16 protein-coding genes are annotated in these 15,945 nt (G+C 42.5%); 5 read left to right on the forward strand and 11 right to left on the reverse strand.

The annotated features are described in order from the left end of the window. Positions 1-32: 32 nt before the first annotated feature. From AC0J5Y_RS09755 to AC0J5Y_RS09775, 5 genes are all read right to left on the reverse strand, one after another. Positions 33-1,196: a hypothetical protein gene (locus AC0J5Y_RS09755; protein WP_475130501.1), complete on the reverse strand. Its 1,164-nt coding sequence runs from the start codon at positions 1,194-1,196 to the stop codon at positions 33-35. Next, positions 1,189-2,772, reverse strand: a complete 1,584-nt coding sequence (locus tag AC0J5Y_RS09760; protein ID WP_475130502.1) for a site-specific integrase — start codon at positions 2,770-2,772, stop codon at positions 1,189-1,191. The genes AC0J5Y_RS09755 and AC0J5Y_RS09760 overlap by 8 nt, the downstream gene beginning before the upstream one ends. A gap of 1 nt (position 2,773) precedes the next feature. Next, positions 2,774-4,069: a site-specific integrase gene (locus AC0J5Y_RS09765; protein ID WP_475130503.1), complete on the reverse strand. Its 1,296-nt coding sequence runs from the start codon at positions 4,067-4,069 to the stop codon at positions 2,774-2,776. 143 nt (positions 4,070-4,212) lie between these two features. Next, positions 4,213-4,854, reverse strand: coding sequence for a single-stranded DNA-binding protein (gene ssb / locus AC0J5Y_RS09770; protein ID WP_475130504.1), 642 nt, complete (start codon positions 4,852-4,854; stop codon positions 4,213-4,215). Between the two features lie 107 nt (positions 4,855-4,961). Continuing rightward, the gene (locus AC0J5Y_RS09775) at positions 4,962-6,326 is read right to left on the reverse strand and encodes an MFS transporter (RefSeq protein WP_475130505.1); all 1,365 of its coding nucleotides are present in this window, start codon (positions 6,324-6,326) and stop codon (positions 4,962-4,964) included. Positions 6,327-6,913: 587 nt separating this feature from the next. On the opposite strand from AC0J5Y_RS09775, the gene uvrA reads away from it, so the two are divergent. Further along, positions 6,914-9,820, forward strand: coding sequence for an excinuclease ABC subunit UvrA (uvrA, locus tag AC0J5Y_RS09780; protein WP_475130506.1), 2,907 nt, complete (start codon positions 6,914-6,916; stop codon positions 9,818-9,820). 562 nt (positions 9,821-10,382) lie between these two features. Here uvrA and AC0J5Y_RS09785 read toward each other — a convergent pair. Then, complete coding sequence (locus AC0J5Y_RS09785; RefSeq protein ID WP_475130507.1) at positions 10,383-10,664, reverse strand: DUF503 domain-containing protein; 282 nt, start codon at positions 10,662-10,664, stop codon at positions 10,383-10,385. 134 nt (positions 10,665-10,798) lie between these two features. On the opposite strand from AC0J5Y_RS09785, the gene AC0J5Y_RS09790 reads away from it, so the two are divergent. The 3 genes from AC0J5Y_RS09790 (at position 10,799) to gorA (ending at position 13,486) form a co-directional block, all read left to right on the forward strand. Next, positions 10,799-11,611 (forward strand): threonine/serine exporter family protein, encoded by an 813-nt coding sequence (locus AC0J5Y_RS09790; protein WP_475132149.1) that lies wholly within the window; start codon positions 10,799-10,801, stop codon positions 11,609-11,611. A gap of 1 nt (position 11,612) precedes the next feature. After that, on the forward strand, positions 11,613-12,065 hold the full coding sequence (locus AC0J5Y_RS09795; RefSeq protein ID WP_475130508.1) for a threonine/serine exporter family protein: 453 nt from the start codon (positions 11,613-11,615) through the stop codon (positions 12,063-12,065). A 65-nt stretch (positions 12,066-12,130) separates the two neighbouring features. Further along, positions 12,131-13,486, forward strand: coding sequence for a glutathione-disulfide reductase (gorA, locus tag AC0J5Y_RS09800; protein ID WP_475130509.1), 1,356 nt, complete (start codon positions 12,131-12,133; stop codon positions 13,484-13,486). A 136-nt stretch (positions 13,487-13,622) separates the two neighbouring features. On the opposite strand, the gene AC0J5Y_RS09805 is transcribed toward gorA, so the two are convergent. Next, complete coding sequence (locus AC0J5Y_RS09805) at positions 13,623-13,991, reverse strand: hypothetical protein (RefSeq protein WP_475130510.1); 369 nt, start codon at positions 13,989-13,991, stop codon at positions 13,623-13,625. Positions 13,992-14,065: 74 nt separating this feature from the next. Here AC0J5Y_RS09805 and AC0J5Y_RS09810 point away from each other — a divergent pair, with 74 nt between their 5' ends. Then, positions 14,066-14,305 (forward strand): hypothetical protein, encoded by a 240-nt coding sequence (locus AC0J5Y_RS09810; protein ID WP_475130511.1) that lies wholly within the window; start codon positions 14,066-14,068, stop codon positions 14,303-14,305. Between the two features lie 20 nt (positions 14,306-14,325). On the opposite strand, the gene AC0J5Y_RS09815 is transcribed toward AC0J5Y_RS09810, so the two are convergent. From AC0J5Y_RS09815 to AC0J5Y_RS09830, 4 genes are all read right to left on the reverse strand, one after another. After that, positions 14,326-14,949, reverse strand: a complete 624-nt coding sequence (locus tag AC0J5Y_RS09815; RefSeq protein WP_475130512.1) for a GNAT family N-acetyltransferase — start codon at positions 14,947-14,949, stop codon at positions 14,326-14,328. 89 nt (positions 14,950-15,038) lie between these two features. After that, positions 15,039-15,185 carry a hypothetical protein gene (locus AC0J5Y_RS09820; RefSeq protein WP_475130513.1) on the reverse strand — a complete coding sequence of 49 codons (147 nt, stop codon included), beginning with the start codon at positions 15,183-15,185 and terminating at the stop codon, positions 15,039-15,041. A 57-nt stretch (positions 15,186-15,242) separates the two neighbouring features. Beyond that, complete coding sequence (locus AC0J5Y_RS09825) at positions 15,243-15,437, reverse strand: hypothetical protein (protein WP_475130514.1); 195 nt, start codon at positions 15,435-15,437, stop codon at positions 15,243-15,245. After that, the gene (locus AC0J5Y_RS09830) at positions 15,434-15,784 is read right to left on the reverse strand and encodes a Rieske 2Fe-2S domain-containing protein (protein ID WP_475130515.1); all 351 of its coding nucleotides are present in this window, start codon (positions 15,782-15,784) and stop codon (positions 15,434-15,436) included. Before AC0J5Y_RS09830 ends, AC0J5Y_RS09825 begins: the two co-directional genes overlap by 4 nt. Positions 15,785-15,945: the final 161 nt, after the last annotated feature.

A 15,945-nucleotide genomic window follows, 5' to 3' on the forward strand; every position in this document is an offset into this window, starting at 1 on the left:
TTCTCCTGCTGGTGTATTTTAGCAGTTAATCTCTATTTGTAAGTGTTCTTATTTATTGGGGGGATTACCGGACTACCATTAGTTCTTAATTTTTTGATCCATCTGGTAGTGTTTTCTCCGATAGCAATCCAAGCAGCATCAGAGTGTAAATCTATATAATCATCCAGTAGTCTATCAGTAGTAGACTCAGAAAAATTCATTGCACATGCAAATTCGTATGCATTTAACTTCTCATTCTCAGAGAGGTTTTTTGAAGTGCAACAGTTTTTGTGACGTAAGAAAGTATTAGGGTTATCGTAAGCAAACTTAGCAGCTTTTCTTGCTGGTTGCCCAATCTTCATTAGCCTCCTATGTGCTTCTAGCACAGTCTCTTCAAGGTCTTTTGGAACCCACTTAATTGTATAACCAAACCCCTTGTTAGCATACCACCTAACACCTAGTGCTCCATTCTCGCCTCGATGAATACAATCAATAGTTAATTCTGAAAGCTCACCACCTCTTCCAGGTGCAAACATTAATAATGCCACAATGCTAGACCAATACTGGTCTTCCCGAGTTTTAGCTTTTGCAAAACAATCTGCCAAAGCTAACATCTGATGCATACTTGGACAACGTGTATCCTGCCATTCAATAGATTCTTTATCAGTTCTTTCAGCTTTTGCCCCTACTTTGGGCCAAGGGTTTACCCATGCCTGAAGTGTAGGTACAAACCCCTTATCCCGAATAAAATCAAACAGTATTTGAATCTGATAACCTGTTTTATTTCTACGATCATCATTACTTACTCGAAGCGTAGTCAGTTCAATCATTTTGCTTAAGACCAAACCATCAACTTTTAATATATCCGTGTCGTCATGAACTTCAAATAAAGCATCATGGATTATGCGCAAGGCAACCATCTTATTAGTAACGCTAGATACAGCTTTAATGCTTTGATTATACCTGATATAAGCCTTTGCAAAAGATAGGAAAGGTTCTTCTAAAGGGTCAAAACTAGCAGGATTCGAAATTTCACGATACTTCGAAAAGGTCATTGCGATTGAACGACCTTTTTGTTCATGCTTCCAGTTATTACTCTGCCAACCTCCCTGATCTTCGTAGAGTGTTAAGTGATCACGACAATGGATAATAAAGTTTTCTAAGTTGTTTTGAGCTGTTAGCTCATCTCTAGGTTGAAAATGAATCACATCACACATTTACTATTTTCCCCTCTAACTTAATAGCTTCACACATAAGAACTACCTGCTGTACAGCAAGCAGTAATTTATCTGTGGATTGAATAACATTCTTTGAAAGTCCGAGCTCCTCTTGTCTTTTCCTTTCCTCTATGACTTCTGTAAGAACAACAGTATGCGGAGCTTCTAACCAAGGTTGAAAATTTACGCAGGTATAACACGCCCTATAGCCAGATGCGCAAAATGAATGCGTCCCACAGTTACCTACGCTTTCTGAAACACTATTTTTTACTCTGCTATTTGGGTCATTGGCTCTGATAGCGTCTCTTTCGGAAGCAATCAGCTTTCCAGCAAATGCTTGTGCTAAAGGCGCTAATATAGGAGCCATCACTTCGTCTATTTGCTGAGCTGTCTCTTCAGTATTTTCCACATAAATGCCAATATTCTGTGTATCTGTATGGTCTAATGCAGCTGCTAACGCAACACCTCTTATACCTCGACGTGTAAGATTAGTACCCTTGGTATATCTGAATCGAGAGGCGGTAAAATTGATAAAATCTCCTGTTCTTTCTGAATAAGCAGTATTCTTAATAGAGACATTTCTAAGCAAGTATGAGGCTGTCTCACGCGTAATATGCAAATAATCAGGTGTGTCAGTCAATTTTCTTACTAAGTCCTTCTGATCTACTATCTTACTTACTCTCCCTTCTTCTAAAAAAATAGGGATTTGGTTACGAACTTTCAGAGGTAAAGTAATTCCCAATCTATTTTCAATAAGCCTTATCGACTTGTCACGTTGGTTACTCAAAATAAGGTATAGATCTTCATTAATCGGAAGAGGTGTAAACTGACCTCTAAAACTAACGCCACGTTGCTTAGCTCTAGGACAGTTAATAACATAATCATTACCGTTATTATCTTCACGTAAAATGAGATCTATGGATCTTAACGAGCGAATCTGAACAAATCGACGACCAGTTAATGCTAGTGTCATAAAACAGGCATACTCTTCAAGATTCAGCAATTTCGTGTTAAATGCATTTGATGACCAATCAATCAATGCTCCTAACTCATTATGAGTTAACGGCCCCGAATACGGGCATGCACCTTTGACTGCATTGCCTTTAGAATTACCTTTAAGTATTAACTCATCTAAATAACTTACAACATCTTTATCAACACCTTTGAATTGCCACTCATACCAAGCTAGTAAAAATCCTTTTAAAGCACCTAATTTATATTCATTTTCTGAATCCAGTGAAGCTCTATATTTTGATAAAGCTTCTACTGTAATTTCCTTTTCGTTGTCACTCTTCATAAAAGCATTAAAGTGTTTAAACATATTAGATGTATGCATTGCTGACAGTTCCTCAGCATAGCGACATAGAGCTTTCTTGAAGCCTACTTCTAACTCATAATTCATAGGCACAAGATTTTCGAATTTAACAACAGTCGAACCATCTAGTCGCCACTCATCACTGTCAAATTGGAAAAGATACCCACTTTTACTAGTGTGCTGTACAGGTACTTTGACTTCTGCTGTTTCAAAACCAGCGAGACTTTCTAAACTACTATTATTTTTTAGTAAACTTTGCACGCTATAAATCCTTATCAATAAATTGAGACCAATGCTCTATATCTTCACGCATTAAACGATCAGCCTCTTCTCTTATATGTCTTAAATTATAAATTTCAGCAGTATTATCAGAACTCCATCCATTAAGATGCTTTCTAATTTGCATTTCCGCTTTCTCTGTGACTAGTGCTATTTTTGAATTGCTTTTTGCTGACGCATTATTCGCATCTATACTCTTTGAAAGATTGTAATTAAAATTATGTCGAAAACCATGCCTTGTTATTTCTTCAAGTAGCTCTGGATTCACTGCTATTGCTGGCTTAACAATACGGTTAACAAACGTACTATTAGATATTGGCTTACCAAAATATTTGCCATGTTTATGAGTGACAAAGATATAGGGGTGACCTTTAGCTTTATCTGTAGCTGCACGATTTTCCATAATATAGGTGTTTAATCGTTTGATGAGATTTGCATTAACAGGAATTCTACGCTCTCTAGTTTTAGCTACTGGCTGCCTTTTTCGAGGATCTTCGATAGCATCATGACGCCTTACAACCGTAATAAAGTTGTTACGGAAATCTACGTCATCAATTTGCAAGGCTAGAATTTCACCAGCTCTCATACCTGTTATATTCATAACTTCAAATATAATCGCGTTGCGTAATTTAACATCCGTACCTTTGAAAGGGTTATCAGATGAGTCTTCTTTTACAATCTCCAATATTCGAGCGAAAGCTTCAGGTGGCGCAGACTTTAAATTAGGGTCAGTAGCCAGACCTCTTCCCTTGTTACCTTTAGGTTTATTAGCTAATAACAACTTGTTCATACTAGTAAGTGAAGATGACACAGTCCCATTCATCAATTTATTTTTTAGTAAGACTCTAGCTACAAAATCTAAGTAGGAAGATATATGTGACATTCTATTTGAAGCATGATTGCTAGAAACACTTTGGATAGGTGTGAAATTCGCAGTTGATGCTGACGGAAACCTTACAGTATTTCTCCTCGATCTTTTCAACCATTTTCTCAAGCTTCTACTATCCAACATACAATGATCACGAATAGAGTAGACATCTTCATTACTTAGAAACTTACATTCTGTAAACTCTTCTATAAGGTTTCGACTATTAATCTCCTCCCATAATTTAAGGTGTACTAAATGCCCAAGAGTATTAATGATTGCAGACTGTGTTTGAGAAGGTCTTAGCTTCTCTGTTACATATAAAGTAACCCAATAGTCAGGAGTACCATCTGAATCTATTAGGATTGGATATCTCTCGCCATTACTAAATACCAAATTCTTAATTTGAGACATATGACGAACCCTTTAATCAACATTAAATCATGTATGTTATTCATAAATATATTATAAACTTTTTTTATATTAAAGATATAAAAAAAGAGCCTATTCACATAGGCTCTATCTAACTTAATCAACGTTACTTAATTATGTATTCCTCAAAACGGAATGTCATCGTCTACAGGGCCATCTGGTATCGCTGTAGGCTTCGACTGCGCTGGTGCTTGAGTTGGTTTGGTAAATTGATTCTGCTGAGCGGGCGCATTCTGATTGTTAAAGCTATTTTGATGACCACCCTGTGACACACTGCCGCCTTGATTATAACCGCCTTGTTGCGCGGGCTGATTGCCTCCTTGCTGACCATAGTCGTTCTGGCCACCTTGGCTACTAAACCCGCCGCCCTGATTACCATAGCCACCTTGGTTATTGCTACCAAAGCCACCACCAGCATCATTACTACCACCTGTCGAGCCATCTAGCATTTGCATTTGTTCAGCACGAATTTCAGTGATATAACGGTCTTGTCCGTTGGGATCTTGATATTTACGGGTGCGTAAGCTGCCTTCGATATATACCTTACTGCCTTTACGAAGATACTGCGCAGCGATTTCACCTAAGCGATTGAACAACGAAATACGATGCCATTCCGTCGCTTCTCTTTTTTCACCGCTTTGCTTGTCTGTCCACTGCTCTGATGTCGCAACCGAGATATTGGTCACGCTACCGCCGTTATTGAATTGACGTGCCTCAGGGTCTGCACCGAGGTTACCGATGATGATAACTTTATTAACACCGCGCATGATATCGTCCTTTTATTATGAATAATTCTATTACCAGCTTTAATCGAGTCTTTCATATAAAGACTCAATCTTAGCACTAATATACTTTTACTTTAACCATTTTTCTGTTAAATATCTAGAGGATATTGGGCTAAATGCGACAGCTCCTGTCGCGACAAATCTGTGAGCTGCGTCTTGTCCACTTTTAAATAAGCGACCTGTTCTTTTGCCATGACCACCAGCTCATCCACACCCTCTACTGCCAGCATTTGCCGTGACCAGTCCTGAATATCGATATTCTTTGGTATCGTCACAGTCGTACTTGATAAATATGGTGGATCAGCAATAGGAATAATCAGCAATAAAGAGGCGGCCATTATAATTGCCAATATGCCCCACGCCAGCACATTTGGCTGACTCAATAGCAAGCCACCCATCGCACCACCAACAAACGCGCCAAAAAACTGACTGGATGAATTGAGCCCCATCGCAGTTGCTTTATTAGCCACGGGTGCACGCTTCGATATCCACGAAGGAATCGTCGCCTCAAGTAGATTGAAGCCCATAAAATAGAGCAATAATCCGAAAATAATACCAACACCGACCTGACTACCAAGCGCCAGTATGACCAAAGAAGCAGTCATTAATGCAATCGCGCCTAAAAACACTTGGCGCATCTTACGTTTCTTTTCGGCAATGATGATAAAAGGAATCGCGACCGCAAAGCCAATAAATAATAAGGGCAAATACACCAAGCCTTGTTGGCGTACCGACAACCCCATCACCTCATTTAATTGATGCGGCAAAATAACAAAAATCGCCGTCATGGTCAGATGCAGAGCAAATATGCCAATGTGCAAACGGTTTAAATCGCCGATTTTCAGGACGGTTGCTAACTGCTGACCAATCGATTTGTTGTCCAAATTGTGCTTGAGTACACGTAACGGTGTGGGTACAACCAATAACAACACCATCGCCAAAACAGCGAAGCCTGCAGTCAGCCAAAACAATCCTGAGATGCCAAGCGAACCCACCAGCAAGGGGCCAAAAGCAAAAGCCAGCATGATAGAGGTGGCAATGGTCAATCCCATCGTCGCCATCGCTTTGGTGCGCATCTCTTCACGAGTTACATCTGCCAGTAATGCCATGAGCACCGCAGAGACGGCGCCACTACCGGCCAGCGCTCGACCAATAATGACCTCATAAATATCCGTGGCATTGGCAGCCATGATACCGCCTATAGCAAATAAGATAAGACCTAAAAATATAATCGGCTTACGTGGAAACTTATCAGCGGCAAGGCTCATCGGGATCTGAAATATCGCCTGCCCTAACCCATAAATACCAACCGCCAAACCAATCAAAAATGGGGTGGCATGCGCATAATTATCACCGTATACAGAGAACACAGGCACAATCATAAACAAACCAATCATCCGTAAGGCAAAGATGCCACCGACCCCGAGGATTGCCCGTTTTTCTACGCTATTCATACTTGCCTCACTGGTTCATCATTGCTGGTTTATCACGGCGGCTCTGCTTGTATTATTACGACTGTATCAAGGGTTTAGCCTACAAATGAAGCTCACTAGTATAAGACATTCGCCGTTTGCTTGCCGAGACTTTTGCCCTCCTACTTCAGCATCATAGTAGACACCGACTTAAGCCATTCATTTTATGCGATAATTTTGTTACTAAGTGCGTCTCATTGGTCATCACACCTTGAATAATACGGCTATCATGACAATAAAGTAAGACGTCGAGAACATTGTTGTCTGAAAAAACTTCATGATAAATCTTTTTACAGAACGATGTTGTTCGGCTAAATCTATAACAAACCACTCATATTAGTTAACCTTTATTTAGATTACCTTTATCCATCTCAAGTATTAAAGGCATGATCTAAAATAGACAGCCATTACTATCGCTTTACGAAAGCTGCATATTTTTATAAAACCATATTAATTTGAACAGCATTTTCAAAATTATCTACGCCTTCAATGAATCACTTAACTCATATTGATTGACCCTTTTAAATTTTTTGAAAATACCATTTTAGCAAATAGGAAACCTATCACCGATGGCACACGAGTATATTAAGGTTCGCGGCGCACGCACGCACAATCTAAAAAATATCGATTTAGACATTCCACGAGATAAGTTTGTGGTCATTACGGGTTTGTCAGGCTCTGGTAAATCCTCATTGGCATTCGATACCCTTTATGCTGAAGGGCAACGTCGTTATGTCGAGAGCCTATCGGCTTATGCACGTCAGTTTTTGTCACAGATGGAAAAACCAGAAGTCGATAGTATCGAAGGTCTGTCACCTGCGATTGCTATTGAGCAAAAATCGACCAACCACAATCCACGCTCAACGGTCGGTACGATTACCGAGATTTATGACTATTTGCGGCTGCTGTATGCGCGCATTGGTACCCCTTATTGCCCAGAGCATGGCGAGCCAATGGTTGCGCAGTCGGTGACTGAGATGGTCGATCAAGTCATGGCACTGCCAGATGATACGAAGATTATGATTTTGGCACCTGTCATTCGTGAGCGTAAAGGTGAGCATACCGTCTTGCTTGAGCAACTGATTGGGCAAGGCTTTGTGCGTGTACGTGTCGATGGCGATGTCTACGATACCGATGAGCTACCGACACTGGACAAAAAGAAAAAACATACCATCGAAGTCGTGGTTGATCGCTTTAAAGTCCGTGATGACTTGGGTAACCGTGTCGCTGAAAGTCTAGAGACTGCTCTGCGTTTAGGTCAAGGGTTGGTGACGCTACACTTTATGGATGGCAATCCAAAAGAAGGCGGCGATGAAAACCAAGTCATGTCAGCCAAGCACTCTTGCCCTGTCTGTGATCGTGCGGTCTCTGAGCTTGAGCCGCGCATGTTCAGTTTTAACAATCCATATGGCGCGTGTCCAAGCTGTGATGGTCTGGGTAAACGTCAGTATTTCGCTGCCGAAAAGCTCATTACTCATCACGAAAAATCACTCAATCAAGGCGCAATCAATGGTTGGGACAAGCGTCATGCGTATTATTTCGGTCTGCTCAGCACCGTCTGCAAACACTTTAAAATAGACATGGATGCGCCGTGGCAAGACCTACCCAAAGCGCAACAAGACCTCATCATGCATGGCTCTGGTAAAGAAAAGCTGACTTTTAACTTTACCGATGAGCGCGGTCGCAAAACCAATAAAACCGTGCCATTTGAAGGCGTATTGCCTTATTTAGAGCGTCGTTATGCCAAGACACAAAGTAACCTCGTACGGGATGAGCTGGCGAAATATTTGGCCGATACCACGTGTAATGTCTGCGATGGCGCGCGTTTGAATGAAATTTCACGCAACGTCCGCGTTGACGATCAAACCATCGCTCAAATCGTCAAACTGTCTATCGGTGATGCGGCTGACTATTATAAAACCCTCAAAATTGGTGGTCATAAAGGCGAAGTCGCGGAAAAAATCTTTAAAGAGATTAATGAGCGTTTAAACTTCCTCGTCAGTGTTGGTCTTGATTATTTATCGCTTGCCCGCTCTGCCGAAACGTTGTCCGGCGGCGAAGCACAACGTATTCGTCTTGCCAGCCAAATCGGCGCGGGACTCATGGGCGTGATGTACGTGCTCGATGAGCCGTCCATTGGTCTGCATCAGCGTGACAATGATCGCCTGCTAAAAACCCTAACGCGCTTGCGTGATTTGGGCAACACCGTACTCGTCGTTGAGCATGATGAAGATGCCATTCGCCAAGCGGATCACGTCATCGATATCGGTGTCGGCGCGGGTGTACATGGCGGTCATATCATTGCTCAAGGCACAGTCGACGATATCATGGCGAACAAAGAATCACTGACTGGACAATATATGTCTGGTAAGAAAAGAATCGAGATTCCAACTATTCGTCATAAAGCCAAAACGATGAATATGGAAGTTAAAGGGAAAGCCAAGCCCAAACAAGTCCCGATGACGATTGAGCTCAAAGGCGCGTCAGGCAACAACTTACACGACGTGAATTTGACGATACCAATTGGCATCATGACTTGTATCACTGGCGTGTCTGGCTCTGGTAAATCGACTTTGATTAATCGTACACTTATGCCATTGGCAGCAACGCAGCTCAACAACGCCTCAACACTTATCGCGGATAAGCATGACAGTATCAGTGGCCTTGAGCACTTGGACAAGATGGTCGATATCGATCAAAGCCCTATTGGTCGTACACCGCGCTCAAACCCAGCGACGTATACCGGCGTATTTACCCCTGTGCGTGAAATGTTTGCCCAAACGCAAGAAGCGCGTGCCCGTGGTTATAAAGCCGGTCGCTTTAGTTTCAACGTCAAAGGCGGACGCTGTGAGATGTGTCAAGGCGACGGTCTCATAAAAGTCGAAATGCATTTCTTACCTGATATGTATGTGCCATGTGATACGTGTGAAGGCAAACGCTATAATCGCGAGACCTTGGAGATTCACTATAAAGGTAAAAACATCGCCGACGTACTCGATATGACGGTTGAGGATGCGACTGAGTTTTTCTCAGCGATTCCGGCGATCTATCGTCGTTTGCAAGCCTTGATGGATGTCGGTCTGAGCTATATTCGCTTGGGTCAGTCTGCACCGACGCTATCAGGTGGTGAAGCGCAGCGTGTCAAATTGGCGCGTGAGCTTGCCAAGCGTGATACCGGACAGACGCTCTATATCTTGGATGAGCCAACGACTGGTTTGCATTTCCATGATATCGATAAGCTGCTGCATATCCTGCATGCCCTACGCGATAAAGGTAATACCATCGTCGTCATCGAGCACAATCTTGACGTCATCAAAACTGCGGATTGGGTAATTGATTTAGGTCCTGAAGGTGGTAAAGGTGGCGGTATGATCATCGCTGAAGGTACGCCTGAGGAAGTAGCTGAAGTGAAAGAATCCTACACGGGTGTATTCTTAAAGCCCATGCTTGAACAAGGGTTGAAAGAAGTTAGCTAATAAAATTGGTTAGTTGTTGATAGAAGGCTACTCTTTAGGGAGTGGCCTTTTTTGTTGGGTTTCATTCAGATTCAGTGATAAGGCGTGTCCTCATTTTAAAAATGGAGATAAAAATGAGATAAATTGCAGTCAAACAAGGAAAATAGCGCTGTTACTATCGGGATATTACCCAGCTATTTGACGATGTTTGACAAAATTTAGCCCACTTAGATGTCCATCGATTGAATTGAGGACGTGCCCTAGATACTTGCCTTGAGGCGCGGTTTAGCCCCGATTGCATAGTCAGGGAAAAGCAATATCGATACATAACGTACTGCTGATATCAATTTTTCTTGCTTGCTGTGCCTACGCAGACAGAGGCTGCAAAAAATTTATACCAGCAGTACCGTAGCGTTTTTAAGGTATTTTAACTATAGCGGTTATCCTTGGCAACGCGCAAGGCTGCGGGCGCTTGGCTAGAGTTGGTCGCTCAAATGTTGGAATGACACTGGCTTTAGCGCCTACCCATGTGCTAGCCAAGATATAAGCGAAAAGCGGGATTGGCTCTCCAAAAAGCCACCTCCTAAATAAACTCTCTCTCAACATTCATCACCCGCGCATCTACCGTACGCTCTATCTTTTCCTCAATTTGACTACACTGCGACTCAACCTCACGTTTGGACAGTCCAACGATCACAAACGTCCATTCGCTGGCGTCATGCCGATCCCGCTCACCGCTCTCACAGACCGCAACGCTTGGCGTATTACTAAAGCGTGCATGCAAGCCGCCCATGCGTTGCCGCTTTTCTTTTAGCGAGCTACATCCAGGCAATGAAAACGTCAGTGTCAAAATAGCGATGTGCATTTTAGACTCCTTGCCAAAAAATTTTATACTGGCATCCAATATAATATTCGATAATGGCTGATAATGGCTGCGCCTCAGCATCCATACCCTTTATAATAGCGTATCAATCGCCAACCAACATGCGTATCTCACCCATGACTTCTATCAGCTACGTCCAGCAGCAGCGTATCACTCGACTATGCGTGCGCTGCGGCTTACTTCTTATGCAATATGGTGCTGAGTCTGCCGTCGTGGTGGACTTATCCAAACGCCTAGGGCTTGCGTTGGGGATGAACAGCGTAGAGTGTTCGCTGAATTTTAATGCCCTGACCTTGACCACCATCTGCGATGAGCGCTGTATCACCACCACCAGAGACACGATCAATCAAAGCATCAATGTCAATTTATTGGTACAAATCCAGCAAATTGTCAATAGAACCGAAGCCGTCACAGATAACGATAATAATAATGACAAACTGAAGTCTGAACTGACTGAACGCACTACCCTTGCCTTTGATGAATTAGATAAAACCGTTTATCCAACATGGCTAGTGGGCATATTTGTTGGTGCATCTTGTGCTGCGTTTGCTTATCTAAATGGCGGCAGTTGGTCGATTACTGGCGTGACGTTTATCGCAGGTATGGTAGCGATGTTCACGCGTATTTATCTGGCCAAGCACCATTTCAACCCCTTTATAGCAGTCATTGTGACGGCTTTTATTGCTTCTTTAATTGGGGCGACGACCTATTATTTTGATATCGGTAATAATGCCGATATTGCCGTTGCCTCAAGCGTGCTCTTACTGGTGCCAAGCTTTCCTTTGATCAACTCTTTCTCAGACATCTTAAAAGGCTATGTCAATATTGGGATTGGACGTGCCGTGTTTACCTATATGTTGACCTTGTCCGCGTGCGTTGGCATCGTGATGGCGCTGGTGTTACTTCAAATACAGCACTGGGGGTTTTGACATGTGGTTCATTGAAACCCTGGTGCTGTCGTGTATCATCACCCTTGGTTGGACGCTGATGTTTAGCGTTCCCAAACGTTACATTTTGCCTTGTTTGCTGATGACCGCGTTCGGATTCGGGCTCAAAACAGCGCTTGTCTATCAACACGTCCATCTCGTGGTGGCCAGCTTTTTTGGGGCGATGCTTGCCAGCTTCTTGGGCGTTTACTTTTCTAAAAAGTATACGCTACCGCCCAAAGCATTAATTTCGCCCAGTGTCATTTGTATGATGCCCGGTATCGCTGCTTATAAGGCGATGGTGAGTATGGTTCAGATTGGCTATTTTGGCTTTTCCGACGAGTTATTTAGCCAAATGATGGTGTATTTGTTTGAGGCGTTATTTGTGACTTCAGGATTGGTGCTGGGCTTGTCCATTCCCGGGCTGTTATTTTATAGACGTCGTGCCATCGTATAGATGATGGACTGTTTTCAATTAATATTCAAAATTATGTTAACAACCCCTCAATAAAGAGACTCAATATGACCAAACACTATGACTATATCGCCATTGGCGGCGGTAGCGGCGGCATTGCTTCGATTAATCGAGCCGCGAGCTATGGCAAAAAATGTGCCATTATCGAAGCCAACCAATTGGGTGGCACTTGCGTAAACTTGGGCTGCGTGCCTAAAAAGGTGATGTGGTATGGCGCGCAAGTTGCTGGAGCCATTCATAAGTATGCGCCGGATTATGGCTTTGACGTTGAACTAAAAGGCTTTGACTTTCAAAAACTGGTACAGAGCCGTCAACAATATATTCAAAACATTCATCGCGCTTATGATAACAATTTGGCAAAAAACGGTGTTGAAGTGATAAAAGGCTTTGCCACATTCGTCGATAGCAATACCGTAGAGGTCAATGGCGAGCTGATTACCGCTGACCATATTTTGATTGCCACAGGCGGTCATCCTATAAAGCCAAATATCAAAGGCGCAGAATACGGCATCGACTCTGATGGCTTTTTTGCCTTGAATCATTTGCCAAAGCGGGTTGCTATCGTTGGAGCAGGATATATCGCCGTTGAGATCGCTGGTGTGATGAATAGTCTCGGCGCGGAGGTACACTTGTATGTCCGTCAGCACTCGCCGCTGCGCTCGTTTGATCACACTATTGTGGAGACTTTGCTAATAGAAATGGAGCAAGATGGCATTCAATTGCATACCAACACCATGCTCACCGAAGTTGTTAAAAATGACGACGGTAGCCTAACCTTGTGTACCGAAAGTGGTAGCCTCGATACGGTAGATTGTTTGATTTGGGCGATTGGTCGCGCGCCTTCGACGGACAATATCAATTTGCAAGTGACGGGCGTGGAAACGACCGAGTTTGGTAAAATCATAGTCGATAAATTCCAAAACACCAATGTTAAAGGGATTTATGCGGTAGGCGATATTATCGAAAACAGTATTGATTTGACCCCAGTGGCTATCGCAGCAGGTCGTCGCTTGTCAGAGCGCTTGTTTAATAACAAACCTGATGAACATCTAAACTATGAGCTGATACCGACGGTTATCTTTACCCACCCTCCTATTGGCACCATTGGTTTGTCTGAAATCGATGCCGTAAATCAATTTGGTAAAGGCAATATTAAATGCTATACCTCCACCTTTACGGATATGTATAGTGCGGTGACTCAGCATCGCCAAAAATCTACAATGAAGCTGATATGTTTAGGTGATGAAGAAAAAGTCATTGGCTTGCACGGTATCGGCTTTGGCGTGGATGAGATGATTCAAGGCTTTGCGGTAGCGATCAAAATGGGCGCAACCAAAGCTGACTTTGATAATACCGTCGCCATTCATCCCACTGGCTCAGAAGAGTTTGTGACGATGCGCTAGCAATGGACCGGGTAATATTAGTAATAGCTTTACCTATTACATAAAAAGGATGCCGTTTGGGCATCCTTTTTGATTATCAGCAACCAGTAGAAGTGCTTATGTATTAGTGCTTATTGCTTAGAAAGCATCAAAGCCTCTAATGACCCAATACCCACTCATCATTGACTAGATAAACTTTAAATCCCGTCTTATTGGTTTGGCTATTACCCGCAATCGTTTGAGTGACATCAGCGCTACAGAAATAGGCGTTTTCACCCTCAATGGTATCGCAGTCGATATTCTCAATGTGCTCAAGCTTTGGCATCATGGTCTCCATCATCCCGCTCATGGCTTTTGCCATCTTATCATTGCCTGCGTTAGCCTTTGCGTCCTCTACTATCTTAGTAGTTTGCTCATATTGCGCTTCGATCAGACCTTCAACTGTATCGTCAGGAAGCGCATTAGAACACGCGGCAAAAAACGGCGTGAATACCATAATGAATACCGATTTTTTGAAATTTCTCACATCGTCTTCCTGATATGTTTATAAAATTTAAGGTGCGGATAAGTCAGACAGTACAATCGGGATGCTGCTATGATGTGCTTAATAATGATGGTTGCGAGATACTCATGTGGCAGGCGTATTTTTTTATATTACCGATTGGGCTTGGCATCTTAACCTTGGTTGTCAGTCTGATATTTTTATTTGTCTATATCACCTCTAATGACAACGCCACACGCTTACCAGCATTTAACTGGTTTAAGCGCTTAATTGTGGGGGCATTTTTACTGCTGAGCGTGGGACTGTTTATGACTTTCAAATACTTTTGGGGTCGATAATATTAGCCTCTACATATTTTTTAACTGACTGGTTTTTCTAATTCTAATAATTCCAAATCCTGACGCTTTGGCTCGCCATTATTACCATCATTTGGAAACGGCATTTTATTGCCATTTAGCTGATAACCGCGGCGCTGATAATAAGACAACAGCTCAGGACGATGGCTTAAAATAGACATGGTCAAACGAGCCGGTTTTTTATCAGAAGCTTGCTCATCTGGTTGTAGATGACGACCTGCAAATGTCTCAGCTGCTTGCAAAATCACGTTGCCAACGCCCTGCCCTTGTAGCTCAGGATGGACGGCAAACATGCCGATATAGGCTTTTTTATCACCAGCAGCATTAATTTTCATATCCACTCCGATACATCCTAACAGCTCACCCGTTTCTTCTCCATCACGCTCGCCTGTTATGGTTTTTGGATAAACGAAAAGATAATGCGTGGGATTAGCGATAGTACGAGCCAGCTCATCTTTAGTAATACGTATACCACCGATTAAATCTGCTTCATTGGTCCAGCCTTCTGTCTGCCGATAGCATCGGTTCAATAGCTGCTCAAGTGCGCCAATATCATTAGCTTCAGCTTGACGTAAAAAAACGGTTTCTTTATTAATATTGTCATTATTAGTATTGCCTTTATTCATATTATTTTTTCCTGTTTTTACGTCTATATTAAAAAGCTGACCTAAATGAATAGCCCAGCTTTGATAGTAATATTTATTCGTTTTCAGTACTAGTGCAATAACGTTTGCGCTTGCTCGATAATATCAAATTTTGCGTTAATTTTTGCCCGTGTTGGTGCATGACCTTGGCGCAATAACTCAGAAAATGCCATGATCTGGCATCGCAGCATGTCCGCTATAGCGTAAACTTTTACCATATTGCATCGTCCAAAAGAAAGGGGTACGCTCCGCTAGCGACTTGACGTTGTTATTATTTAATATCGCTGCTGCCGTGACCATACTATTTTGACACTATTAACTTGTGAAAAATTCTCTTCGCCATTGTCAGTCGTATTTTCAGCTTCAATAATTTCAGCGACGCTGGCATTAAACACGAACTCAAGACCTTTTTCCTTATGCAATTTAATCAATGCATCACTGACCGTTTTGGAGACGATATTGCCCATCATGCGATGGTCTTGCCCGATGACGGTAATAGCTTTTCTTCAGGCATATTCCCTGCTAAAAAGCTTTGGATAATAAATCCTGCACCACCGCCGCCAACGATAATAGTATGGGTGTCAGTTAATTTGTCCGCTTCAATATGATTATCTATTTTGATTGAGGTATAAACCGTCAAACTGTCGCCCAGATTCGCCCCAGCATGCGGACATTTCCCATCGAAAGCATGAAACGTGCTGTCGTCGCGGGTAATTAAAATGATACTATCATCATCCTGTTTGTAGGATTTCATACCGCCGCTGATAATGTCAGCTTTGTTTATAGTGACTGTATTTATAGTAGCTGCCTTACTCATAAGTCATCCTTAACAGTTATAATGGTTCCTGTTTAAAGCGTTTCGAGACTTATCGATAGTAGCAAGCCTCCTTCACTTATGCTGTTCTTTTGTATATTGACGACGTTACAAAACATACTGACTGCTTTTTCAATCCCTATTAATGTTCTATAAAACGTAAA

The sequence above is a fragment of the Psychrobacter sp. TS_SC_6 genome (assembly GCF_056156305.1).